This is a genomic window from Ornithinibacillus salinisoli, assembly GCF_042684965.1.
GTDB classification, from domain to species: Bacteria; Bacillota; Bacilli; order Bacillales; family Amphibacillaceae; genus Ornithinibacillus; species Ornithinibacillus salinisoli.
In genome coordinates this window covers 84,020-108,587 of the sequence record NZ_JBHUMI010000018.1, presented here as the reverse complement: position 1 = coordinate 108,587, position 24,568 = coordinate 84,020, and the positions used below count along the sequence as shown (strand labels likewise).

Annotated in this window: 23 protein-coding genes; 9 read left to right on the top strand and 14 right to left on the bottom strand. The window is 38.3% G+C overall.

Features of this window, described 5'->3' with window-relative positions; translation table 11 throughout:
• Positions 1–15: 15 nt before the first annotated feature.
• Complete coding sequence (locus ACFSTA_RS16460; protein WP_377557921.1) at positions 16–555, bottom strand: transcription repressor NadR; 540 nt, start codon at positions 553–555, stop codon at positions 16–18.
• Positions 556–829: 274 nt separating this feature from the next.
• On the opposite strand from ACFSTA_RS16460, the gene ACFSTA_RS16455 reads away from it, so the two are divergent.
• Together ACFSTA_RS16455 and ACFSTA_RS16450 are read left to right on the top strand one after the other, a co-directional pair.
• On the top strand, positions 830–1,018 hold the full coding sequence (locus tag ACFSTA_RS16455; protein ID WP_377557920.1) for a hypothetical protein: 189 nt from the start codon (positions 830–832) through the stop codon (positions 1,016–1,018).
• Position 1,019: 1 nt separating this feature from the next.
• Entirely contained in the window at positions 1,020–2,477 is a 1,458-nt protein-coding gene (locus tag ACFSTA_RS16450) for a sodium:solute symporter family protein (RefSeq protein ID WP_377557919.1), read from the top strand.
• A gap of 51 nt (positions 2,478–2,528) precedes the next feature.
• Here ACFSTA_RS16450 and ACFSTA_RS16445 read toward each other — a convergent pair whose 3' ends face one another.
• From ACFSTA_RS16445 to ACFSTA_RS16435, 3 genes are all read right to left on the bottom strand, one after another.
• Positions 2,529–3,194 carry an SOS response-associated peptidase gene (locus tag ACFSTA_RS16445; protein WP_377557918.1) on the bottom strand — a complete coding sequence of 222 codons (666 nt, stop codon included), beginning with the start codon at positions 3,192–3,194 and terminating at the stop codon, positions 2,529–2,531.
• Between the two features lie 25 nt (positions 3,195–3,219).
• Positions 3,220–4,215 (bottom strand): glutaminase, encoded by a 996-nt coding sequence (locus ACFSTA_RS16440; RefSeq protein WP_377557917.1) that lies wholly within the window; start codon positions 4,213–4,215, stop codon positions 3,220–3,222.
• A 115-nt stretch (positions 4,216–4,330) separates the two neighbouring features.
• Entirely contained in the window at positions 4,331–5,083 is a 753-nt protein-coding gene (locus ACFSTA_RS16435) for a lysophospholipid acyltransferase family protein (RefSeq protein ID WP_377557916.1), read from the bottom strand.
• Positions 5,084–5,446: 363 nt separating this feature from the next.
• Here ACFSTA_RS16435 and mreBH point away from each other — a divergent pair, with 363 nt between their 5' ends.
• Positions 5,447–6,454, top strand: a complete 1,008-nt coding sequence (gene mreBH, locus ACFSTA_RS16430; protein WP_377557915.1) for a rod-share determining protein MreBH — start codon at positions 5,447–5,449, stop codon at positions 6,452–6,454.
• Between the two features lie 80 nt (positions 6,455–6,534).
• On the opposite strand, the gene ACFSTA_RS16425 is transcribed toward mreBH, so the two are convergent.
• The 4 genes from ACFSTA_RS16425 to ACFSTA_RS16410 form a co-directional block, all read right to left on the bottom strand.
• Positions 6,535–7,365, bottom strand: coding sequence for a pentapeptide repeat-containing protein (locus tag ACFSTA_RS16425; protein WP_377557914.1), 831 nt, complete (start codon positions 7,363–7,365; stop codon positions 6,535–6,537).
• A 35-nt stretch (positions 7,366–7,400) separates the two neighbouring features.
• On the bottom strand, positions 7,401–7,850 hold the full coding sequence (locus tag ACFSTA_RS16420) for a DinB family protein (RefSeq protein WP_377557913.1): 450 nt from the start codon (positions 7,848–7,850) through the stop codon (positions 7,401–7,403).
• 122 nt (positions 7,851–7,972) lie between these two features.
• Positions 7,973–8,926: an aminoglycoside phosphotransferase family protein gene (locus ACFSTA_RS16415; RefSeq protein ID WP_377557912.1), complete on the bottom strand. Its 954-nt coding sequence runs from the start codon at positions 8,924–8,926 to the stop codon at positions 7,973–7,975.
• 24 nt (positions 8,927–8,950) lie between these two features.
• Positions 8,951–9,829 carry an SMP-30/gluconolactonase/LRE family protein gene (locus ACFSTA_RS16410; RefSeq protein WP_377557911.1) on the bottom strand — a complete coding sequence of 293 codons (879 nt, stop codon included), beginning with the start codon at positions 9,827–9,829 and terminating at the stop codon, positions 8,951–8,953.
• A 384-nt stretch (positions 9,830–10,213) separates the two neighbouring features.
• Here ACFSTA_RS16410 and ACFSTA_RS16405 point away from each other — a divergent pair, with 384 nt between their 5' ends.
• The 3 genes from ACFSTA_RS16405 to ACFSTA_RS16395 all read left to right on the top strand — a co-directional run bounded on the left by ACFSTA_RS16405 (position 10,214) and on the right by ACFSTA_RS16395 (position 14,165).
• Positions 10,214–11,365, top strand: a complete 1,152-nt coding sequence (locus ACFSTA_RS16405; RefSeq protein ID WP_377557910.1) for a CaiB/BaiF CoA transferase family protein — start codon at positions 10,214–10,216, stop codon at positions 11,363–11,365.
• 14 nt (positions 11,366–11,379) lie between these two features.
• Entirely contained in the window at positions 11,380–12,588 is a 1,209-nt protein-coding gene (locus ACFSTA_RS16400; RefSeq protein WP_377557909.1) for an acyl-CoA dehydrogenase family protein, read from the top strand.
• Positions 12,589–12,719: 131 nt separating this feature from the next.
• Positions 12,720–14,165: an NAD-dependent succinate-semialdehyde dehydrogenase gene (locus tag ACFSTA_RS16395; protein ID WP_377557908.1), complete on the top strand. Its 1,446-nt coding sequence runs from the start codon at positions 12,720–12,722 to the stop codon at positions 14,163–14,165.
• Positions 14,166–14,597: 432 nt separating this feature from the next.
• Here the strand turns inward: ACFSTA_RS16395 and ACFSTA_RS16390 are convergent, their stop codons facing one another.
• From ACFSTA_RS16390 to ACFSTA_RS16365, 6 genes are all read right to left on the bottom strand, one after another.
• A complete protein-coding gene (locus ACFSTA_RS16390; RefSeq protein WP_377557907.1) occupies positions 14,598–14,909 on the bottom strand; it encodes a DUF3870 domain-containing protein in 312 nt (103 codons plus the stop codon).
• A gap of 6 nt (positions 14,910–14,915) precedes the next feature.
• Positions 14,916–15,689 (bottom strand): IclR family transcriptional regulator, encoded by a 774-nt coding sequence (locus ACFSTA_RS16385; protein WP_377557906.1) that lies wholly within the window; start codon positions 15,687–15,689, stop codon positions 14,916–14,918.
• A 280-nt stretch (positions 15,690–15,969) separates the two neighbouring features.
• Positions 15,970–17,142: a saccharopine dehydrogenase family protein gene (locus ACFSTA_RS16380; protein ID WP_377557905.1), complete on the bottom strand. Its 1,173-nt coding sequence runs from the start codon at positions 17,140–17,142 to the stop codon at positions 15,970–15,972.
• A gap of 32 nt (positions 17,143–17,174) precedes the next feature.
• Positions 17,175–18,671: an aldehyde dehydrogenase family protein gene (locus ACFSTA_RS16375; RefSeq protein ID WP_377557904.1), complete on the bottom strand. Its 1,497-nt coding sequence runs from the start codon at positions 18,669–18,671 to the stop codon at positions 17,175–17,177.
• A 28-nt stretch (positions 18,672–18,699) separates the two neighbouring features.
• A complete protein-coding gene (locus ACFSTA_RS16370) occupies positions 18,700–20,364 on the bottom strand; it encodes a thiamine pyrophosphate-binding protein (RefSeq protein WP_377557903.1) in 1,665 nt (554 codons plus the stop codon).
• Between the two features lie 14 nt (positions 20,365–20,378).
• On the bottom strand, positions 20,379–21,539 hold the full coding sequence (locus ACFSTA_RS16365; protein ID WP_377557902.1) for an LL-diaminopimelate aminotransferase: 1,161 nt from the start codon (positions 21,537–21,539) through the stop codon (positions 20,379–20,381).
• A 220-nt stretch (positions 21,540–21,759) separates the two neighbouring features.
• Here ACFSTA_RS16365 and kynU point away from each other — a divergent pair, with 220 nt between their 5' ends.
• Genes kynU through kynA form a run of 3 tightly spaced genes read left to right on the top strand, consistent with a single transcriptional unit; the run spans position 21,760 to position 24,514 of the window.
• Positions 21,760–23,031 carry a kynureninase gene (kynU, locus tag ACFSTA_RS16360; RefSeq protein ID WP_377557901.1) on the top strand — a complete coding sequence of 424 codons (1,272 nt, stop codon included), beginning with the start codon at positions 21,760–21,762 and terminating at the stop codon, positions 23,029–23,031.
• Positions 23,031–23,672, top strand: coding sequence for an arylformamidase (kynB, locus tag ACFSTA_RS16355; protein ID WP_377557900.1), 642 nt, complete (start codon positions 23,031–23,033; stop codon positions 23,670–23,672). Before kynU ends, kynB begins: the two co-directional genes overlap by 1 nt.
• Positions 23,669–24,514 carry a tryptophan 2,3-dioxygenase gene (gene kynA / locus ACFSTA_RS16350; protein ID WP_377557899.1) on the top strand — a complete coding sequence of 282 codons (846 nt, stop codon included), beginning with the start codon at positions 23,669–23,671 and terminating at the stop codon, positions 24,512–24,514. The genes kynB and kynA overlap by 4 nt, the downstream gene beginning before the upstream one ends.
• Positions 24,515–24,568: the final 54 nt, after the last annotated feature.

Here is a 24,568-nt window from a genome sequence, read left to right as displayed (position 1 = left end):
TCCCTTAGTCAACCTTTACTCCAATAAATATCCTTTTGTTCGTAACGCTTCACACGCCTCGTCCAATTGCTGCTCTGTATCTGCTTCAATCGTATGTAAGTGAACCCCTTCTGTAAGCTTCGATAGTAAGGAGGCCTTTGTTTTTTCCATCTCGTGAAGAAAGGCATCCACATCTCTCCGATTTTTTAACATTAATGATCCTGTAAGATCACCATAGATTGGGTGCTCAACCATGACATTTTTTACGCTTACACCAAGATCAACTAACGTATACAACTCATCGGCAGTATCCTCTGAACGATGGGAAACGACAATAATTCTAGATTTTTGGGGAGACTCGTTATTGTCCTTGAAGTATACATACCCACGAGATGTTGCAATAATCGGTTCCCCTTTTGCTTTTAACAAGGAAATGTCTTGTACAATCACCTGTCGACTAACATTCGTGCGATCTGAAAGTGCTTTACCTGTTATTGGTTCCTCGTTTTCTTGAAGCCATTCTAAAATTAATTTCCTTCGATTTTCACCTAGCATTTTTGTTCCATCTTCTTGCATAACGGCCCTCCTCTCCTTTACACCTAAGGATTAATTTATAGGATAGTTACTCTATTTATTTCTTTATTTATTGTTAATTATATCAAATTTCCACTAAAACGCATTACTTAGCTCAAAATTTGACTGTATATGAAGGTAAAAATCCCACACACTCTAGATAAAAGCATTGCATTTTATCATTTATTGTGTAAACTTATGTGTAAAGACACATGTAAATTATTGATTGAATGCCTTTAGTTATAATGTTCATCATTTCACAAGAGGAGGGGATTTCATGAAAAAAAATAAGGTAAAGCTAGTGTGGGGTGCACTTATTGTCTTACTAATTTTACTAGCCTATATTCTTCCCTACACCGTTCTTTCAACTGTTAATGATTGGTACGGAAGTTTTCTTTTATGGGGAATTATTGGTGTACTCATTATTATTGCAAACATTATGGTAACAAGGGATTGGGGGAAATAACGTGAATACGAGTTTAGTAGTTTGGGGAATTATCATATACATTGTAATAGCTTCATTTATCGCCATATTATCACGCCGTGGTGACCGAACTGGAATGTCCGGTTATTATCTAGGTGGACGAAAATTAAACGGTGTACTTTCCGCTCTTAGTTATAGTGCCACCACGTATAGTGCTTTTATGATGGTTGGTCTTGCGGGGTTAACATACCAAGGTGGCGTTGGTGCATTAGGCTTTGAAATTGTTTATTTTGCGGGAGTTTCTCTTATTGCGTTATTTGGTCCACGATTTTGGACAGCAGGAAAGAAATATGGTTATGTTACACCTTCGGAAATGGTTGGTGATCGATTTGAAAGTAAGACGGCGGCATCATCAATGGCACTTGTAAGTTGTTTATTTCTTATTCCATACTCTGCTGTACAGCTAGCAGGAGTTGGTTACCTCTTACAAGGAATTACTAATAACGCTATTCCATTTACAACTGGTGTAATCATTGCAACTGTTTTAGCTATCTTTTTTTCTTATGCAGCCGGTATTCGGTCTGTCGTATGGACCGATGCACTTCAAGCTGTCTTTATGATTATTACATCAACTATTGTTGTATTATTACTAATTAATGGGTTAGGTGGTTTTGGTCAATTCTTTGATAACCTAAAAACAAGCCATCCCGAATCACTATCAGTACCTGGAAATGGATTTTTTAGCTTCTTAACCTTCCTTGGATTGACATTGCCTTGGTTTTTCTTTAGCTTATCAAATCCGCAAGTTAGTCAACGAATGTTTATGCCGTCTTCCTTAAAAGGACTACGACTAATGCTCATTGGGTTCCTTGTCTTTGGATTAATCTATACGTTTGTATCTGTACTATGGGGATTTTCAGCACTGCAAATGTTTCCAAACCTGGAAACTGCTGACTTAGCAACACCACAATTGTTATCGTCTGACTTAATACCACCTGTACTTGGGGTAATAGTCATGATTGGAATTATGGCAGCAGCAATTTCCACGATTGATTCGATTATGCTGACATTGTCGTCAATGTTTGCTAGGGATGTATATGGAAATAGGAAAAGCCGTCCCAATGATGCCAAACAATTAAAAATTGGTAAAATTGTCATTCCAGTAATCGCAGTTCTAGCATATGGATTTGCAGAATTACAGTTAAACTTAATTGCTGTATTATCTGTAGCTGCATCGTCTGGTTTAATTGTTTCAGTACCAGCTTTCTTTGGAACGTTCTTTTGGAAACGTGGAACGGCTGCCGGAGTAATCTCTAGTGTAACAATAGGGGCAATAGTCGTACTTGTATTAGAATTCACTAGTACGAAACCACTTGGGTTAGCTTCTGGAATTTGGGGATTACTTATTTCAACAATTCTATTTGTCGGAGTGAGTTTAGCTACCAAAGCTCCAGAACAAAAAGCCGAAAAGTTTATTAACATATTAAAGAACAACAAATAAATAATCTGAAAAGCCTCTTTCAACACGGAAAGAGGCTTTATATATATGTAATTATGCTAATGGCGCAATACAGGTTTCATCATTATTTTTCGCTGCATTCACATATGGTGCTACATTGTAAGCAGATAGTTCCTCTTCATCCACTGTTTGTAAAAATTGATGTGCTTCAAGCGCGTCCCATTTATTAGGGATAATCCAGTTATCTTCTTTTGATTTCGGTAAAATAATTGGCATGCGATGATGTATTTCTTGCATAAATGGATTAGCCTCTTTTGTAAGGACGGTACATGTGAAAAGGTCGTTATCCCCATTACTCCATTTATCCCATAGGCCTGCAAAAGCAAATAACTTTCGATCGGTTAATTGAATTCGTTTTGGTTGTTTTTCTTTTCCTTCACGTTTCCATTCATAGAAGCTATCCGCGATAATTAAGCAACGCTTTCTGGACATCAATCTTTTAAAGCTAGGCTTTTCATGCGCTGTTTCACTTCTTGCATTAATCATTTTATACCCTATTTTCTCATCATTTGCCCATGATGGGACAAGTCCCCAGCGTAAATAGCCTGCTCGCTTTTCCTTGCCGTCATGAATGATTGCTAAAACATTTTGTCCTGGTGCAATATTATAACTTGGGTAATAACCATCAATCGGATGGTCAATTTCAAATGCTTGCAGTATTTCCAATTCATCTGCAAGTAATGTATACCTTCCACACATAGAATCAGCCCTCCAAATATTTCTATTAAAAGATACTTAAATCCCACTGTGAAGCTATATGCCTTAATAATCGAATGCCAGCAATACTATTTCCTCTATCATCTAAAGCAGGTCCAAATACACCAATCCCACAACCGCCAATGAAAGGTAGATCTTCTTCACGTACACGTGGGGGTGCAACAGCAATGATACCACCCGACACGCCGCTTTTTGCTGGAACACCGACATACGTGGCAAATTTTCCTGAAGCATCGTACATACCACATGTTAACATTAATGCTTTCGCAATACGAGCAACTCGTCGTGGAATAATTTCTTGCTGGTTCTTCGGGTCTTCACCGTCGTTTGCAAGAATTAGTCCAATTCTTGCTAAGTCATCTACCGTTACTTCAATGGAACATTGTTTAAAATAAGTCTCCAATGTAATATTTAAATCAGATTCCAAGAAGCCTGTTTCTAATAAATAATACCCAATAGCACGATTTCTCATTGAAGAGTCTCTTTCTGATTCGTAAACATCAACATTTATTTGTGGACGATGATCAAGTATTTTTTCTAATAACTGAAGCATTTGCTCCATTTTTTCATCCGATGTTTTTCCAGGAAGCATCGATGTTACACTTATGGCACCGGCATTAACGAACGGATTAAAGGGCTTCTCAACCTTCCTCATCTCTAAATGCATAATGGAGTTAAATGCTTCTCCAGTAGGTTCAACGTCTACTTTATCAAGCATATATGCAACACCACGTTCCATACAAGCTACGATAAAACTAATAACCTTGGAAATACTTTGGATGGTAAACGAAACATCCGTATCACCCGCACGAAGAATCATTCCATTCGAACCATAAATTGAAATACCAAGGTGGTCAGGATTTGCCTTTTTTAATAATGGAATATAAGATGCAACTTCCCCTTCTTTTGTATGTTTGCGATAAAATGAAACCCAATCTTCTACATAACCTTGTAGCCATTCTTGATTTAATTCGGTATTCCAATTCGCTGTTCCCTGTACCAATTTTATCACTCCATCATTGTTTATTACTCCTATAAAGTAGCATATCCATCTACAGGAAAATCACCAAAAATGAAAAGCTACAGTCTCTATTAATTATATGTAGAGACCGTAGCTTCTATTTGGTTATATCAGCTTTTTTTAATTCCTTATTATTACATCCATCTAGTAATTGCTCTACCGTATGTTGAATACGCTGTGCCAACTCTGCATTTTTCAAACTCTGATAATCAATCGGATAGATTGGATCACTTATTATCATCGTAATATCGGACGCTTGAACACGACCTTTTTCCTCCAGCATGTGATAGGTTCCATCAATAGCTACTGGTACAATCGGTACGTTTGCTTTCATTGCAAGCCGTAAACTTCCAGATTTAAATTCGCCTATTTTACTTCCTCTACTTCTCGTTCCTTCAGGAAAAATAACAAGTGAATGACCTGCCTTTAAGTTTTCAATACCTTGTTGAATGGCTTTCATAGACTGTCTACGATCTTTACGATCAATAAAGACACAATATAATAGCTCCATCCATGAACGGATAATTGGAAGTTTTTTTATTTCCTTTTTAGCAATAAAGCCTATCGGTCTACCTAAATAGCCGAGGAAAGCTAAAATATCAAACAAACCTTGATGATTAGCTACATATAAGACCGGTTCATCCAATAATTTTTCTCTCCCGTTTACTTGGACCGTTGTACCTGTTCGTTGAATTACCTTTTGAGATACACGCTGTGGTGTAGTAAATATTTCCTCCATAACCACTTGATTATTGGATTGATGAAATCGTTTTTTTGCTTTTTGCAAGTTAAAAATACTGCCAACCACAAGTATTCCAGCATATATATAAATTCGTATTGTAAAAAACATGTTGCTCCCCCCATTTTCCAACATTTATTATACCTATTTAAAAACGATGTTCAAATAGTTTTATATTTTCCCATCTATCGGTTATAGTAAATTTTATGGAATAGATTACAATCCCAAATAGTGGTCAATGAGTGGATAAGAACGAAAAGGTACATTATGTTACAAATTTCACCATTTTGTAATTGAAATGTTACTTGTCTTTGACAAGGATTTGCTCTATTTTAGATAGTAGATGTTTTTTATAAACTGTTTCTGGGAAAGATTGTTAGTAACAAGTTTGTTAAATCAAGTTATCTACCCCCAGAATTGATAGGCAAAGATAGAAGAATATATTGAAAATAGTCATCATTGGAGGAACTAATTATGTTTTCTAATGCAGAAATAGGTATTGATCTAGGTACTGCAAATATACTAATATATGCTAAAAATAAAGGAATCGTACTAAATGAGCCAGCAGTTGTAGCAATAGATATTCATACAAAACAAGTAGTAGCAGTAGGTACGGAAGCAAAAGAAATGGTAGGTAAAACACCACGTAATATTGTGCCAATTCGACCGCTAAAAGATGGTGTTATTGCTGACTATGACGTTACTGCGCAAATGCTAAAAGCATTCTTAAGAAGACTGAGTAAAAAAATGGGTATGTCGATGCGTAAGCCTACGGTTGTTGTTTGTACACCAACTGGAAGTACAACTGTAGAGCGTAGAGCAATCCATAATGCTATCACTAGCTATGGAGCTAAAAATGTCCACTTGATAGAAGAACCTGTTGCAGCTGCAATCGGCGCTGATTTGCCTGTAGATGAACCAATCGCCAATGTTATTGTAGATATTGGTGGAGGTACGGCAGAAATTGGTATTATTTCATTGGGTGGTGTCGTATCCTCAAGCTCTGTTCGCGTTGGCGGAGACAAGATGGACGAGGAAATTATCCAATATATTCGTAAAAAATACAATATCCTAATTGGTGAGCGTACGGCGGAAAATATCAAGATGGAATTAGGGTATGCGCATCCTAATCATAAAGAAGAAGTAATGGATGTACGTGGGCGTGATATGGTTACTGGTTTACCTAAAACTATTTCGATCACATCAAAAGAAATCTATGAAGCAATTAAAGAATCGTTAGAACAAATTTTACAAGCTATTCGTAATACGCTTGAAAACTGTCCACCGGAATTAAGTGGCGATATCGTTGACCACGGAATTGTTATTACTGGTGGTGGCTCCTTACTAAAAGGAATGAAAGAATGGTTGTCTAATGAATTAGTTGTTCCCGTACATTTAGCTCCAAATCCATTAGAGTCTGTGGCTATTGGAACTGGGAAAGCAATAAAAATGATTTCTAAATTAGAAAAAGCTGTAAAATAGATTTTTCATTATCAGGACTCCTTCAAAGGACAATATAGGAATAGCGAATAAGGAGTATGTAATTCCATGCTCCTTATTCCCTATTCCAACCAATGTTTGGGAATACTTAAATGTGGTGGTAGTTCGGTATTCTTATCCCCTTTAGCTGCATTCACTTGTGCTTGGGTTAGAAATATACTTCCTGTTAAATTTGCTCCGCTTATGTTAGCATCTCTCAAGTCTGCACCAATGAAATCAACCATCCTTAAGTCAGATCTTCGAAGGTCCGCAGCTATTAACAATGCTCCTCGGAAGTTGAAACCGCTAAGATTTACACCACTTACATCCTTACCGATAAGGTCCTTTATTTCGCTCTGATTTAGTTGATTTTGATCATTCTTTACTTCCATTCTAACGTATTCACTGGTTCGTAATAGTAGCTCATTAACAATCGCTCTATGGCTAGGCACATCCAGTTCCAAAATAGATTTGGGACTTAATTTCGTTAGAAGTTCTGTTTCCTCAAATACTTGCTTCAAATCATTATGTATCGGTCGAGCTTGTTCTAAACCGAGTGCTTCATTCACATAATAAAGCATTTCATGAAGTTGTTGCATGATAGGAAATACGTCGAACATTTCCTTAGCTGTTTCTGGGTTGTTTCGCCAACTCTTTCCCTCGTAAGTCACATTTGATACGTGTTGACCTGCTCCAAAACATTCATATACTGTACAGCCTTTAAATCCTTCATTCCTTAGGTTCTTATAAATCCCACAACGATAATCTGATTGCAAGTTTCTACACGGAGTTCCACCATCTTTATGAAAAGCAAAGTCAGTAGATTTAGCGTATGGCAATGCAACACAGCATAAACCAAAACAGTTTTCACAGTCAGCACGTAAATGGTCGTTCGTTTTTAATACAGTGGACAATTCATTCACCTCCTTTTTAAACTGAGAAGACAAGTTCAGTCTATTAATAAGTTATTAATCTGTTTTAAGTGGTGGATATCATGTTCTAAAAATATTTTTATAAAGCTTTCTACCGAAAATTTTCTTTTACCTCCACCAATCGTAAATCGAATATCTCCATCCAGGTTTGTTATACTTTTTAATAAATCTCTTCGTGTCATTGCAAAATGATCGATGATCTTTTCAACTGAATAGTCTTTTAAAAAGGTTATAGCTTCGCGATTATGCTCGTCGTGGTCTGGAAATTCTGGCAAATTAGCACCTTCCGCCATTAATGGAACCATCTTTTCAAGATTATATTTATCCCAATAAAGTAAATGTCCCACAATTTCCCTAATTGACCATTTCCCCTTGCTTATAGGCTTACCTAATTCTGTTTCAGATGCATCTTTTAATTTTAAAATCTCTTCTATTGTTTTCTCAAACTGACGAAAAGTTTTCTTCATAATGCTTTCCCCCATTAATTAATCGAATTGTACACTATTTATTCTACACCAACCGATCTATTTACACAAACATATGTTCCTGTTTTTAGTTTGTTTATAATGTCAATACAAACAAGATAATTTCATTTTTCAGGATCCTGTGTCTTTTCTTTTACGTCATATAGTTCTTCTTGAATATAATCAAACACTTTCCTTCGTTCCTTCAACGTCAAAGGCTCTTCTAGAAGCTGTACGATAAATTCCCATATATCTTCAAGCTTTCTTTTCAACTGGTAGTAACTTAGGACATCATTATGAATAGTATAATCCGGACGATTCTCCACATATGTTTCTAAAAACTTGGTTTTATAAGACTGGTCCATGACAAACATTAAGTCTGCCTCTGCAGGAGCTAACTGCAGTCCCTCCCAGTCAATAATGATTAGACGATCATTTTCTCTCATCAAGTTCCAATGATGAAGATCTGTATGAACCAATGAAAAAGGAAGTTGTTGTTGCTTTAATTCCATCCCTAGGTGAACCAATTGATCGATTAACTCAATTAATTGGACTTTGTATGGATAAAGGAAGGTTGTTAATTCTTGGTCTTGTTTCTGTGTAAGCCTTTGTTTCAGATTTTCTGCAAAGGAAACCTCAAATTTCTCCTTCAATTTTTCATTAATATTCATACTTTTTATTTGATGAAGTTCTGCAATCATTTCAGCATATTGTGTAACTTCGATTGGTTGAAGTGGTTGATTGCCAATAGTCTCACCATCTATATACGGATACAGCATATATAAAGCAAGTTCATCTTCACATTTATATGCATTATCACTTGTCATTATAGGTTTAGGTATTCTGCCTGTTAACACATCATTTTCAGCAATCTCTAACACTAATGGCATGTAGTAATCAATTACATCCGTTAACTCTTTAGTGGAAGCTCTTTTTTTCTCATATACCTTAAGGAAAAAATTACTTTTATTCGTAATCACCTTATATGCGAGTGCTGCCCATCCTCCTTGTTGCGAGGTAATCTTCTGTACCTTCAAATGATAATAATCCTGCAAAATCTTATATATATTAGCTTCCATTACTTTCTCATTCCTTTTGTCTACTTACCCTTTAAAGTAGTTAGCAGGCATTCCTTTCACGCCTAAATTAACTTTAAACAGGCCCCCTGCATTTGGGTATTTTGCTAGCTGATTATCATCCATTCCTTCTCTTGCGGTTGTAATATATAAATCCTCTAAATCGATGCCCCCAAATGCACAAGAAGTAACATGTAATGCCGGTACTTCCACAACAGACAATTTTTCACCCGTATTCGAATTCCACTTGGATACTTTTGCTCCTCCCCAATGGGCAATCCACAACATACCATCCGCATCAATTGTCATACCATCTGGAAATCCTACTTCATTCGTAAAGTCGATTATATCGGTTGGATGTTCCATATCACCCGTGTGAATATGAAAGTTATAACGCACTACTTTTTGGGTAGGTGTGTCTATGTAATACATATACTTGTGATCACTGGACCACGCGATTCCATTGGAAATACTGACCTGATTAACTTTCTTTTTTACGGTTCCATTCGTTTCCAAACAATAGAGCGCGCCTTGTTCCATGGCATTTGTTTTAGCCATTGTACCTGCCCAAAATCGCCCATAAGCATCTGATTTACCATCATTAAAACGATTGTTTGGTAAATGGCTTTCTATTTCATGAATTTGGGTAATTTCTTCTGATTCTATGTTTAATAAATAAAATCCATCCTCTAACGCTACTACTGTCTCCTGATCATTCCTTGGAACAATTGCTCCAACATGCTGTTCCAACTGGATTGATCGATTTTCTTTTGTAAGTGGATTAAACATAAAAACCTTTTTCTCTACAATATCCACCCAATACAATCGTTGTTGTTCAACATCCCAACAAGGACCTTCACCTAAGATTGCTTTGGCATCTACTACTAATTCAACTTTACCTTCCATGTAAAAACACCACCATAAAATATCAAATTCATTGCTTCGTTCTAGCTTTATTCTAACATAAGATTCTGACATGATTATTCTATTTAAAAACCTATCGATGAAAGTAAATTACACCTACCCAATCCAGTGAGGAAAACGAATCATTTTACTGTAAAGCGTTTACAAATTATTCGGAATACATTAAACTAATAGTAATAAGTCATGATGAAGTGCCACAACACTACCTCTCATGACCTTCCTAAATAATATGATATACTGCCTAACTTGTTTACAGTCCAACGCCAGGTCTGATCCAACAAGTAAAAGCCAGTTCATCTTGACTTACAGCTACCTGTGGTCTATTTGAACTGGCTTTTTTCTATGAAAAAAGAAAGGAGTGAAACAGTGACTGGTGCCTTAAGTCATATTCGAATTCTTGATTTATCACGGGTCCTTGCTGGCCCCTACTGTACGATGGTCCTAGGTGATCTCGGTGCAGAAGTATTAAAAGTAGAAGCACCTGGTGGCAGTGATGAAACGCGAAAATGGGGTCCCCCTTTCCAACAGGATGTTAGTGCCTATTACTTATGTGCGAACCGAAACAAAAAAAGCATTACGATTGATTTAAAAACAGATGAAGGCATTGAAGTAATTAAAGAGCTTGTTGAAGAAAGTGATGTAGTTATTCATAACTTTAAAACCGGAACAATGGAACGCTTCGGTTTGGATTATGAAACACTTGCTGAAATTAACCCAAAGCTTGTGTACTGTTCCATTACAGGATTTGGTGAAACAGGTCCATATAAAGACATGCCTGGTTATGATTTTATTATCCAAGCGATGAGCGGTCTAATGAGTATAACAGGTGATGAGAGCTCCGGCCCACAAAAATTTGGAGTAGCCATCACCGATATTTTAACCGGCATGTATGCTTGTATCGGTATTCAAGGAGCGTTACTGGAGCGATATCATTCGGGCAAAGGGCAAAAAATAGATATTTCACTTTATGATTCTGCTGTCAGTGCACTTGTTAATATTGGGAGCAATTATCTAATGTCTGGAAAAATTCCAACTGCATTAGGTAATCATCACGCCAATATCGTTCCTTATCAAACATTTCAAACGATGGACGGAGAAATGGTCATTGCTGTTGGAAATGACAATCAGTTTAAGACTTTGTGTACTATTTTAGATAAACCTAAATATAGTGAAGATGACAGGTTTAAAACAAATCCAGATCGTGTGGCAAATCGAGAGGTATTAGTTCCATTATTACAGGAAGTTTTCCTCACAAAACCGACGTCCTATTGGCAGGAAAAATGTAAAGAAAAAAACATACCATGCGGACCAATTCAAAATCTTGAAGAAGTAACTCACGATCCTCAACTACATGCGCGACATATGTTTATGGATATGGAACATCCAACAGCAGGGAAGATAAAAATGATTGGTAGTCCATTAAAACTATCTAGAACACCTGTAACGATGAGGCATCACCCTCCTGATGCAGGTGAGCACAATCATGATATTTTCACAAAATTACGGAATAAAAATTAGGAGTTGATGAAACAATGAATTTTCATTTTTCAGAAGAGCAAAAGATGCTAAGGGACACAGTTAGAAGTTTTGTAGATAAAGAGATTATGCCATATATAACAGAATGGGATCGGCAAGGTAAGTTTGACCCAGCTATCATACCGAAGTTAGCAGACCTTGGGTTAATGGGAGTTTGTATACCAGAAAACTATGGCGGGAGTGGAATGGATTATAACTCGCTTGCTATTGTTTGCGAGGAATTAGAACGAGGAGACACCGCTTTTCGTACCGCTGTTTCTGTGCATACCGGCTTAAATAGTATGACACTCTTACAATGGGGTACGGAGGAACAAAAACAAAAGTATCTTGTTCCTCAAGCAAAAGGAACAAAGATTGGTGCATTCGGACTGACAGAGCCTGGCGCCGGGTCAGACGTAGCCGCCCTTCAATCCACTGCGGTAAAAGATGGTGATCATTATATTCTTAATGGACAAAAAACATGGATCTCTTTATGCGATACGGCTGATCATTTTCTAGTCTTCGCTTATACGGATAAATCAAAGAGACATCATGGAATTTCTGCTTTCATTGTAGAACGAACATGGGAAGGCTTTTCTTCTAAAGCAATTAAAGGAAAGCATGGAATCCGGTCTGGAAACACTGGAGAAATATTTTTTGAAGATGTTAAGGTACCTGCAGATAATCTTCTAGGAGAAGAAGGGGAGGGATTTAAAATTGCCATGTCTGCATTAGATAATGGACGTTTTACCGTTGCCGCCGGTGCTGTTGGGCAAATTATGGCTTGTTTAGAAGCGAGTGTAAATTACTGCCACGAACGTGATACATTTGGCAAACCTATTGGAAAACATCAGCTCGTTCAGCAAATGATTGCCAAAATGGAAGCTGGATTACAGATGAGCCGTCTACTAGTCTATCGTGCAGGTGAATTAAAAAATGAGGGGAAACGCAATACAAGAGAAACCTCGCTCGCTAAATGGCAGGCCTGTGATTTTGCTAATAAAGCTGCTGATGATGCGATGCAGGTTCATGGTGCATATGGCTATTCAGATGAATATCCAGTGGAAAGATATTTGCGTAACTCGAAAGCACCTGTAATCTACGAAGGAACACGTGAAATACACACCATCATGCAGGCTGAGTATGTACTTGGTTATCGACAGGATAAGCCATTAAATAAAATGCTTCCTGCTTGGGAGTCGGATGAGAAAGAATTCATGAAATAACCAACCAGTACTAATTGATAGGAAAGGGTAGGTGCGATATGCTTAACTTAAGTAATTTTTCCAAGTGTCGTGCGAATCTATCTATCTTCTTTTGTACGACTACCAAAAAAATATGAGGAGGTAAATGACAAATGATTCAAACGTTAACCGAAAGCATTTATATTAACGGAAAATGGAAAGAGGTTGAATCTTCTCAGACACAAGTGATTTACAACCCAGCTACACTGGAACCGATAACTGAAGTAGCTTATGGTGGTGCACAAGAAACTAAAGAGGCAATTGATGCCGCATCTCAAGCTTTCTCAACATGGAGTGAAATGACTGGCAGACAGCGCTCACGAGTCTTGTATAAAGCATCTGAATTTATGCGGAAAGATGCCGAACGACTAGGAAAGATTTTAACACGAGAACAAGGAAAACCATTGAATGAAGCAATTGGAGAAGTAAAAGGTGCTGCTGGATTCTTATTATGGTATGCAGAAGAGGCTAGCAGGGGCTATGGTGAGTGGATTCCTTCATCGGTTAAAACAAAACGTATGTTAGTTATACCAAAACCAATTGGTGTTGTTGGGGCTATTACGCCATGGAACTTCCCATCATCAATGATTACCCGGAAGTTAGGCCCAGCACTTGCTGCCGGATGTACCGTTGTATTAAAACCATCACCAGAGACACCACTATCAGCAATCGAGATCGTTAAAATTTTTGAAAAAGCTGGCATGCCAGCTGGAGTAGTTAACCTCGTAACAGGTGATGCCGAAGCAATTGGGAAAGAAATGCTATCAAATAAAGAAGTAAAGCTTATCACCTTTACCGGCTCTACCGAAGTAGGAAAATACTTGATGCGGGAAAGCGCGAATCATGTAAAAAAAGTTGCGCTTGAACTAGGTGGTCATGCACCAATTATTGCATTTGAAGATGCGGATATCGAGAAAGCTACAACACTAGCACTTGGAAGTAAATTCAGAAACAATGGGCAAACTTGTATTTGTGCGAATAGGCTATATGTGCATGAATCCATAGCTGAAGAATTTACTAACGTGTTAAAAGAAAAAGTCTTACAACTAAAAGTTGGATCAGGATTTGACCAGGGAACCGACCTTGGACCGTTAATCAGTGAGAATGCAGCTAAAAAAGTGCAAGCCCATTTAGATGACGCGGTTCAAAAAGGAGCAAATATTGTTTGTGGAGGAAGCAAATGGGATGGCGATTTACAAGGTTACTTTTACCCACCTACAGTAATATCGAATGTAACAGACGATATGGTCGTCATGCGTGAAGAAACTTTCGGGCCACTATTCCCTATTCAAACATTCTCGGATGAAGGCAGTGTAATCCAAAAAGCCAATAATACAGATTATGGCTTAGCTGCTTATATTTTCACAGAAAACACTTCACGAACATTACGAGTCGCTGAAAAGCTAGACTATGGAATCGTCGGTGTTAATGATGTATTCCCAGCAGTACCAGAAGCACCATTTGGAGGAATTAAACAATCCGGTCATGGAAAAGAAGGTGGCCACCACGGCATGGATGAATTTTTAGAGAAAAAGTTTATATCGATTGGAATAGAATAATTTAAAGCGAAAATCATATGAGGCTGGGGTAAAACTAAAAACTTCGAGTCTAAAGACGATAGATTATAACATAGGAAGTTTATACGGTCTTGGTTGACTTCGGAGTCTGTGGATCAACTTTGGTGGCTGGTCGCTCAACTTTGGTGTGTGTGGATCAACTTTGGTGGCTGATCGCTCAACTTTCGAGGGTGTGGCTCAACTTTGGAGTTTGATCGCTCAACTTTTGGAGTGTGTGGATCAACTTTGGAGTTTGATCGCTCAACTTTTGGAGTGTGTGGATCAACTTTGGAGTTTGATCGCTCAACTTTGGAGGGTGTGGATCAACTTTGGTGGCTGATCGCTTAGTATCTGACATAGTTTTATACTTCATAACCTCGAACATAAAAAATAGCAGGGATTTCCCTGCTATTTTTTTCCGATCCTTTACCCTCTCTAGTTTTCTAAATACGATTCATATTGCTTATATAAATCCTTTAGGGCAGAAACTAATGCATTTCCTGCTTTTCCTAAATAATGCTGTTTTACCTGCTCCACCGGCTGTTCAATACCTTCCTGTAAGCTATATCCCCTTAGAAGTTGTTGAACAAACTCACGCCCGTGCACTGTAGCTAAAGTACAACCAGCTGTTACGATTACACCATATTTTTTATCAATTTCAGCTGTAATTGTTAGCGTATCATAGATACTTTTTGCTGCCATACCTGATGGAAGTCGGGCATGTCCTGCTATAAATACAGTATTCATTCAGCATCAATCCCTTCTTAGCTGTCCACGATAGCCTAATTTTTCGGATATTGTCATTGCTGTCTGCAATGTTTCTGTTTTTATCTTCTGTAAGCCTTCTCCAGTAAAGTAGCTAGACAAGCCACTTACAGTAAGAGCTGCTATCACTCGATTTCGGTGGTCAAAAATCGGATAAGAGATCCCTGTAGTATCGGTATCCTGCTCCCCAACACTGTAAGCATATCCCTGTTCTCGAATGAAGGTTAATTCCTTCATTAATTTTTCTTTTTGAATGGTCTTTTCTGTTAATGACTTCGTATTCATTTCACGCAAAATATTTTGTTGTTGATCTTCTTCCAAATATGCGAGTAATAATTTCGGACCGGAACCTATATAGAGTGGTGAGCTTTTGCCAATTCTTGTATATAACCGTAATGCCTTGTTACTTTCCACTTTTTCAATATAAGTAGCCTGTTGATGATTCACAACCACTAAGTGTACCGCTTCATTGATTTCTTCTGCTAGCTTTTTCATAGATGGTAACGCAACTCTTCTTACTTCTAGTTGATCTGCTACGAGTTGACCTAATTCCAATAGTTTTAGGCCTAGCCGATAGCGACTATCGTGTTCGGTATCCTTTAATTTATATAAGAAACCCATCTCCTCTAAAGAAGATAACAGTCTATATGCGGTAGGCTTCGGAAGGTTTGACCGAAATGCAATTTCTTTTAAGGTTAATTCATGGACATCCTCTGAAAACAATTCTAATAGATTTAATGCTTTGACCACACTTTGATTCATGACCATTCCCCTTATTAAGGAAAATGTCCCCCTACATGAACTGTAGAGGGACTCTCCATGGTTCTCAATACAAATAATTAAATACTTTTTGAAAACTGAACAACCGCATCAGCCTCGTCCAGCTCCAGCGCCCAGCGACTAACGCAACTTCCCTCACCTCCGTACGATAACAGTTCGACATAGTCGAACATCCTTAATCCCTTCGCTCCCCGTGTTTCCTTTATCTCCTTCGGCTCAGTCCAGTTCGTACGTCGCTGAACGGGCGCTTCCGCTTTTGCTCTTAAATATTCACGTGCTTTTTCTCATGTTTTTCTGTTTCGATGATATGGACGCCTCGTTTAGCCATTTCATCAATATAAAGCTTTCCAGGAACAATTTTTTCAGGTGGATAAACACCTTTTTTCTCAATTTTCCCTTCTGCAATCATTTGTGCTACAACAGAGATCGTGTTAGCTGTAGCTCGAGCCATGGCCGTAACATTTGTAGCTCGATCCTTATAAGTAGTCATTTCATATTCATAGGTTGCTAGAACACCATCTTTTTGGCCAGAAACAATCACACGTAATAAAACTGCGTCGTCTTTATCTCCCAATTCTACGATTGGATCAAGAACTTTTAAAAATACTTCTCGTGGGCTTACCTTTTGCCCATTTACCTCTACTTCATAATCCTTTTTCGTAAGGTTTAGGTCTACTAATAATTTAAATTTCTCCGCATGGCCCGGGTATCGAATCGTTTTATATTCCAATGTATCCACATGCGGATAGGACAATGGAAGTGTCGACGTACCACCAGAAGTATGGAATGCCTCTAAGGGACCAAATTTTTCAAAGTGAATCCGTTCAACTTCTGACAAGGAATCAACTTCTTGTTTCATCCCATTTCGGATAATTAATGATGGATCCGAATAATGGTCAAAGACACCTTCCATGGAGAAAACATGATTATATTCTAGTGGAGGTTCAGGCTTCACGGGAATTCCACCAACATAAATCTTAATAGACTCCAAAGTATCTAGTTTACTAGCTCCATAGCCTGATAAAATATTAATCATACCGGGAGCTACGCCTAAATCTGGAATTAGCGTTACATTAGCGGAAGCTGCCTCCTCTTTCATAGCCAATACTTTATCTGTCATGTGACCAATATGGCCACCTAAATCAACGGAATTCACGCCAACTTCAATTGCTGTTTTCGCAACAACCTCATTAAAAGAATAGAATAGCGCATTAATAATAACATCAAACTGACGCATATAATTTGCTAATTCTTGTTCATCACTAGCATCTACTTGATATGCTGTTAGTTTCGGAGAATGAAGTGAGTCACAAACCTGCTGTGCGCGCGCTAAATCAATATCAGCCAGACCTACTGCTGTCACTCCTTCACTTGCTACAAGGTCACGAGCTGCTTCTTTCCCCATTAGTCCAGAACCTAATACACCAATTTTCAAAATCAACCACTCCTTTACAATATAGCAATCTACTATTCCACATCTATTTGTGCACGTTGCAATTTTCCACTGAAATCAACGTAAACTGATTTCCATTCGGTAAATACATCTAGCGCCTGTACTCCAGAATCACGATGACCATTACCTGTTCCTTTTGTTCCTCCAAACGGTAAGTGAATCTCAGCACCTGTTGTCCCCGCATTTACATAAACAATTCCAGTATCTAAGTCACGTTGTGCTTTAAAGACGCGATTTACATCTTGTGTGAAAATTGAACTTGATAGCCCATACGTGACGCCATTATTGACTTCAATTGCTTCTTCAAAGCTTTTAACTGGAATAAGAGAAACAACAGGGCCGAAAATTTCCTCTTGTGCTATACGCATATCTGCTGTTGCATCCGTGAATAATGTCGGTGCAAAATAATGTCCATTCCCTAAGTCATCTTCTGCTAACTCATATCCACCTGCAAGTAGCTTTGCCCCCTCATTTTTACCTATCTCAATATAATTCTTGATCTTATCCAATCCTGCTTTGTTAATTATTGGACCAACCTTAATAGATTCATCCAAGCCATTACCAATTGTTAATTTATCCATCTCAACAAGCAAACGCTCTTCCAAGCTTGCTTTCACATCTTCATGAACAATGACACGGCTACATGCCGTACAACGCTGTCCACTAGTGCCAAATGCACTCCATAAAATACCTTCGACAGCTAAATCAAGGTCGGCATCATCCATGACAATCACTGCATTCTTTCCTCCCATTTCTAGGGATACTTTTTTCAGCTGGCGACCGCATTCACTGGCAATATTGCGCCCCGTTTCATTTGAACCAGTAAAGGAAATCACGCGAATATCATCATGATGGACCATCGCATCTCCAACTGTTGAACCGGAACCAAATACGACATTTAATACACCTTTTGGCAAACCAGCTTCGTCAAATATTTTCGCTAATTCGAAGGCCATTATTGGCGTTTCTGTAGCTGGTTTCCAAATCACTGCATTTCCAGCAACAATTGCCGGGAATGACTTCCATGTTGCAATGGCAATCGGGAAATTCCATGGTGTAATGATCCCTACTACCCCAATCGGTGCACGGACACTCATCGCGAATTTATCTTTTAATTCTGCAGGTGTTGTTTGCCCAAATAATCTTCTACCTTCCCCCGCCATATAGAATGCCATATCAATGCCTTCTTGCACTTCTCCACGCGCTTCTTCAATGACCTTCCCATTTTCCATTGTTAATAGCTGAGATAGTCGCTCCTTGCGCTCTTTCATCAAATTACCAACACGATATAGTACTTCTGCACGTTGTGGAGCCGGTACAAGTGCCCACTCTTTTTGTGCTACTTTTGCTGAAGCTACTGCTTCATCTACACTAGAAGCATCTGATAATGGGACATCCACAACCGTTTCTCCCGTTGCTGGATTGATAACAGGTGTTGTTTTTTCAACCTCTACCCATTTTCCATGTAAAAAATTTGCTAGTTTCTTCGTGTTAAGTAATGCTTCTGACATAATAAATCCCTCCTAAAAATTAAGTATGTTATCGATTACGAAGTTGTGTAATCGTTGTTGAAACAGAAATTTGTTCTTTATTCGTCATGACTTCTATGACACATGGTTTATTTGAAAGCAATGCTTGATCCAAAGCAGTTTCAAATTGACCAATGGTATATACGCGTTCGCCTTGAGCTCCAACACTCGCTGCTAAATTAGCAAATGAAACATTTCCTAAATCCGTAGCCATCACCCTTTCCGGGTAATGGATTTCTTGATGCATTCGAATTGTCCCGTACATATTATTGTTAAAGACGAGTGCAATGATTGGAATCGATTCTCTTACAGCCGTTTCTAACTCTTGCACTGTCATCATAAATCCACCATCACCAGAAAGAGATACGACTGTTTTATCTGGGTAGGCAAGCTTAGCACCAAGAGCGGCTGGCATTCCATAACCCATTGCACCCGATGTCGGACCAACATAGGAATGTTTATTAATAAATGGATAGAACGCATGTAACCAGCCTGCAAAATTCCCCGCATCATTTGTAAGAATAGATTCGGATGGTAACTTTTTGGCTAACATTTTGATAATATCCAAGTTTATTACGTCATCTTGGGTCGTTTGAAGATCACTTACTTTTACATAAGTCGCATGACATGCCGTTGCCCATTCTGACCAAGAAGGCTGGATATTCCGATGAAGCAGTAGTTGTAATGCTTCGTTGACATCTGCAACGACCCCAAGCTGCGGTGGGTAAACCTTACCAATAATATCCTGTTCAATATCAATATGAATTAACGTTTTCTCACTGTTAATAATCGTATAATCCTGTGTCGTTACCTCCGATAATCTGGTCCCAAGTGCCAATATCAGATCAGCTTCTTCTACTTTTCTAAGAATCTGCTTATTTGTGCCCAGCCCTAAATGACCGGCGTATAATGGATGATTATTTGGAAAAACATCGTGCCGGCGAAATGCGGCCATTACTGGTAAACTAAATTTCTCTGCAAATCGCATTAATCTATCCTCTGCCTGTGACAACTTTACGCCCCCACCCGCAATGATTAAGGGGGCATTTGCTGAAGCTAAAAGCTGCTCAACTTGAATAAGTTCCGTTTCAGACGGAGCCGGTTTTGGGCGTTCTATTACAGGACCGAAATACATTTCTGTTTCTACTGGCAATACATCCTCTGGTAACGATACAATAACCGGACCTGGCCTTCCCGACTGTGCAACTCGAAAGGCACGTTGAACCATTTCGGGCATTCTTTCAGGATCTTTTACCTCCACAGCCCATTTCGCAATTGGCTTAAAAAATTGATCTAAGTCAACTTCTTGAAATCCTTCTCTGCCTCTAAACTTACTATGGACCTGGCCCAAAAACACTAACATCGGTGTAGAATCTTGAAAGGCTGTGTGGACACCAATGGACAGGTTGGCAGCTCCTACCCCTCTTGTAGCAAGCACAATTCCAGGCTTTAAGGATGCTTTCGCATAGCCTTCTGCCATAAAAGCTGCTCCACCCTCATGTCGCGTAGAAATAACGCTAATTGACGGTTCATCGTACAATGCATCTAAAACGGGCAAATAACTTTCACCAGGAACACAGAAAACATGATGAATCGTTTCTCTTCGTATACATTCCACAATTGCCTGAGCTGCTGTCATTTTTTGTTTTTGTTGACTCGTTTTGTTTGCAAGCATCCGACTCTCACCTCCTACATAAATAACTTTTTTAACCGATTAATCACTTCATCTATACGTTCTGTTGTAACCGATAATGCAATACGAATATAACCTTCACCAGAAGGACCAAAAGCTACTCCTGGTGTCACGATTACTCCAGCTTTTTCTAATAAAAAGCTAGAAAATTCCCTTGAAGTAAAATTGTCTGGAACTTTTGCCCAAAGGAAAATGGTTCCTTTTGGTTTTTGTACTTCCATACCTAGCTGTTGTAATGCATGGTGTAATTTTTCCATACGTTCCTGAAACACGAAATTATTTTGTGTAACCGTAGTAAGATCACTACGTAGTGCCGTAGCGGCGGCCTGTTGGACCGGAATAAATTGACAAGTATCCATATTACTTTTCAACGTTGCAATTGCCTTTATAATTGTTTCATTTCCTACTACATACCCTATCCGCCAACCAGTCATATTAAAGCTTTTTGATAATGAGCCAAACTCAATTGCATACGCTTTGGCATGAGGAACCTGTAGTACACTAGGTGCTTTGTAATCATCGAAAGTCACAAGATCATATGCCGCATCATGGGCAAGAATCATATCGTTTTCTTTCACGAATGTAACCGCTCCCAAAAATGTGTGCATATCTACCGTAGCTGAAGTTGGGTTGCTTGGATAGTTTAAAAAAAGTAGCTTTGCCTTTTTCTTTACTTCTTCATTTACGTGATTAAATTGTGGTACATAGTTATTTTGGGGATCCAATCGTACATACTCACTCTTTCCACCAGCTAGGTGTACTGCAGTACGATAAACAGGATAACCAGGGTCAGGAATCAATACGGTATCTCCTGGATTAATTACTGCCTGTACGAGGTTGGCAATCCCTTCTTTTGATCCTATAAGCGTTAATACCTCTTTATCAGGATCCAACGTTACTCCATAACGTGTTTGATAATGTGCTACAACTGCTTCTTTAAATTCAGGAATACCTCCATAGCTCGAATAGCGATGGTTACTAGGTATTCGTGCTGCTTCTATTAGCTTATCAACAACAAAGTCAGGTGTAGGTAAGTCTGGCGCACCGATTCCCAAATCGATAACATCCACACCTTGTGCTTGTAGCGCTTCTTTTTTCTTTTGAAACTCAGAAAACAAATATGGTGGTAAATTCCTTACCTTATTTGATACATGCATCCCACTTCATCCTCCGTTTCAGTATATGAAATGTCATTTCATATGCTTATTATTAGTATATGATAGTAGTCTAAAGTTTTCAATTGTTTTTAAAAAACTGAAAACAATTGAGTCAAAAAGACTACTAAACATAAAAAAACTACTTCATTTTCACTCTATTTTTAATCCATGTCATTTATTCGTTAAAATTTGTTAGAATGGTGTAGAGAGGTGATATCAAATGAAAACAGACAAAGATTTTGCATTACAATTAGATCAACAAGATGATTTACGAGCCTATCGAAATGAGTTTTACATCTCCAATGAAACCATTTATTTGGATGGCAATTCACTGGGGTTATTATCAAAACGTGCTGAAAATGCAGTTCAGACAATCATGAATTCATGGAAAAATTATGGCATTGATGGCTGGACTGAAGGTAAACACCCCTGGTACTACTTGTCAGAACAACTAGGTGAACTTTCTGCGCCACTTATAGGAGCTAATCCTGATGAAGTGATCATTACAGGGTCAACAACAACAAATCTTCACCAACTCGTAGCTACCTTTTTCAAACCAACAGAAAAAAGATATAAAATTTTAGCAGATGAATTAAATTTTCCGTCAGATATATATGCGTTAAAAAGTCAGCTTCAGTTGAAGGGACTAGATCCGAAAGAACATCTTATTCAAGTGAAGAGTCAGAATGGAAACACGCTGGAAACTAAAGATATCGTTGAAATGATGCAAGACGATGTTGCTTTAATCGTATTACCAAGTATTTTATATCGTAGTGGACAAATATTAGATATGCAGACGTTAACGAAGGAAGCACATAAACGCAATATTATGATTGGATTTGATTTGTGTCACTCTATCGGTTCTATACCACATAAGTTGACCGAATGGGATGTGGACTTCGCCTTCTGGTGTACGTATAAACATCTAAATGGTGGCCCGGGAAGTGTTGGTGGACTCTATGTAAATAATAAGCATTTCGGCAAGGAACCGGGGCTTGCTGGATGGTTTAGTTCTGCCAAAGACAAACAATTTGATATGGAGCATACATTAACACCTGCAGCAAACGCGGGTGCATACCAAATCGGTACACCACATGTGTTAAGTACTGCACCTTTATTAGGTTCCCTAGAGATTTTTGATGCAGCAGGAATCGATCGGATTCGAAACAAATCTCTTCAATTAACACATTATCTCATGGCGTTAATTGAATCCGAGTTAGCAGATTATGATTTTACCATTGCTAATCCTCGTGATGATAAAACCCGTGGTGGACATGTTTTTCTAGAACATCCAGAGGCTGCACGTATATGTAAAGCATTAAAAGCAGAAAACATTATACCTGATTTCCGGAACCCTAATGGAATTAGGCTTGCTCCTGTTGCACTATACAATACGTTTGAAGAAGTATGGCAGACAGTGCAAGTATTAAAAACGATTATGACGGAAGAACGTTATAAAAAATATGAAAATAAACGAGGTGTAATTGCCTGATGTCAGAATGGATCGATATTTCTCAAGCCCTAACAAATGATATGGCTCATTGGCCCGGTGATACCCCCTTTTCCTATTCCTTAACGTATACAAAGGAACAAACAGGATCCGTTAATATTGGTCAAATGACTAGTAGTTTGCATACAGGAACCCATATTGATGCTCCTTTTCATTTTGATTCTAACGGAGCTACAATCGATCAATTACATCTTGATCGCTATATTGGTAAAGCAAAGGTTATTAATGTCAGCCATGTAGAGGCCATTACGCCTGCAGTACTAGAAGCTTACAACCTAAAAAATGTGGAACGATTATTATTACGTACCTCCTTACCAAATGATCCCAAGCGCTTTCCTGAACAGATGCCTCATTTAGATCCTAGCATTGCGCCATTTTTACAGAAAATCGGTGTATATTTACTAGGGGTTGATATGCCATCTGTAGATGCACCGGATAGTAAGGATCTCGCTACCCATCATGCCTTACACAAGCATGGAGTTAATATTTTAGAAAACATTATGCTGGATCATGTAGATGAAGGGATATATGAACTCATCGCCTTGCCACTATCCATACCAGGCGCAGATGGAAGTCCAGTACGAGCAGTTTTACGACCAATGAAAGGAAGTGACTCCAAATGAGTGAAAAAGACAAAAATGCGTTTCAGGCTGAAAAGGGGATCCATACAGATTTTCTAGAAAAGATGACTTATGGGGATTATTTACAACTGGATACTTTATTAAGTAGTCAAAAAAGATTATCCACCCATCATGATGAAATGTTATTTATCATTATTCATCAAGTCAGTGAACTTTGGCTGAAGTTAATTATTCATGAGATACAAGCAGCTACTGCAGCGATTCAAAAGGGCGAGCTTCAATCTTCATTCAAAATGCTTTCCCGTGTATCAAAAACACAGTCACAAATTATACAAGCTTGGGATGTTTTATCAACATTGACACCTGCTGAATATATGGAGTTTCGCGATAAGTTAGGCAATGCATCTGGATTTCAATCGTATCAGTACCGACTGGTAGAATTTGTCCTTGGTTATAAAACACCCCATATTATGAAAATATATAAAAAGGATCCAAAGCTGTTTCATATTTTAGAGGAGGCTTACCATAACCCTGGTCTTTACGATGTCTCGATACAAGCCCTTGCAGACAATGGTTTTACCATAAGCGAAGAGATATTAAACCGAGACTTCTCTCAAACGTACAATAAAGATGCCTCTGTTGAACAGGCATGGCTCGAAGTATATAAGAACAAGGAAAAATACTGGGACTTATACCAGCTCGCTGAAAAGCTAGTTGATCTAGAAGATTGGTTCCAGCAATGGCGTTTCCGTCATATGAAAACTGTAGAACGAATTATTGGTCATAAAGTTGGTACTGGAGGATCCTCTGGGGTAGGTTATTTAAAGAAAGTGTTGGATCATTACTTCTTCCCCGAATTATGGGAAATTCGAACAAAATTATAGATTGACAGCTATGCTATACTAGGAAAATATACATTTTAAACAACAAGAGAAAGA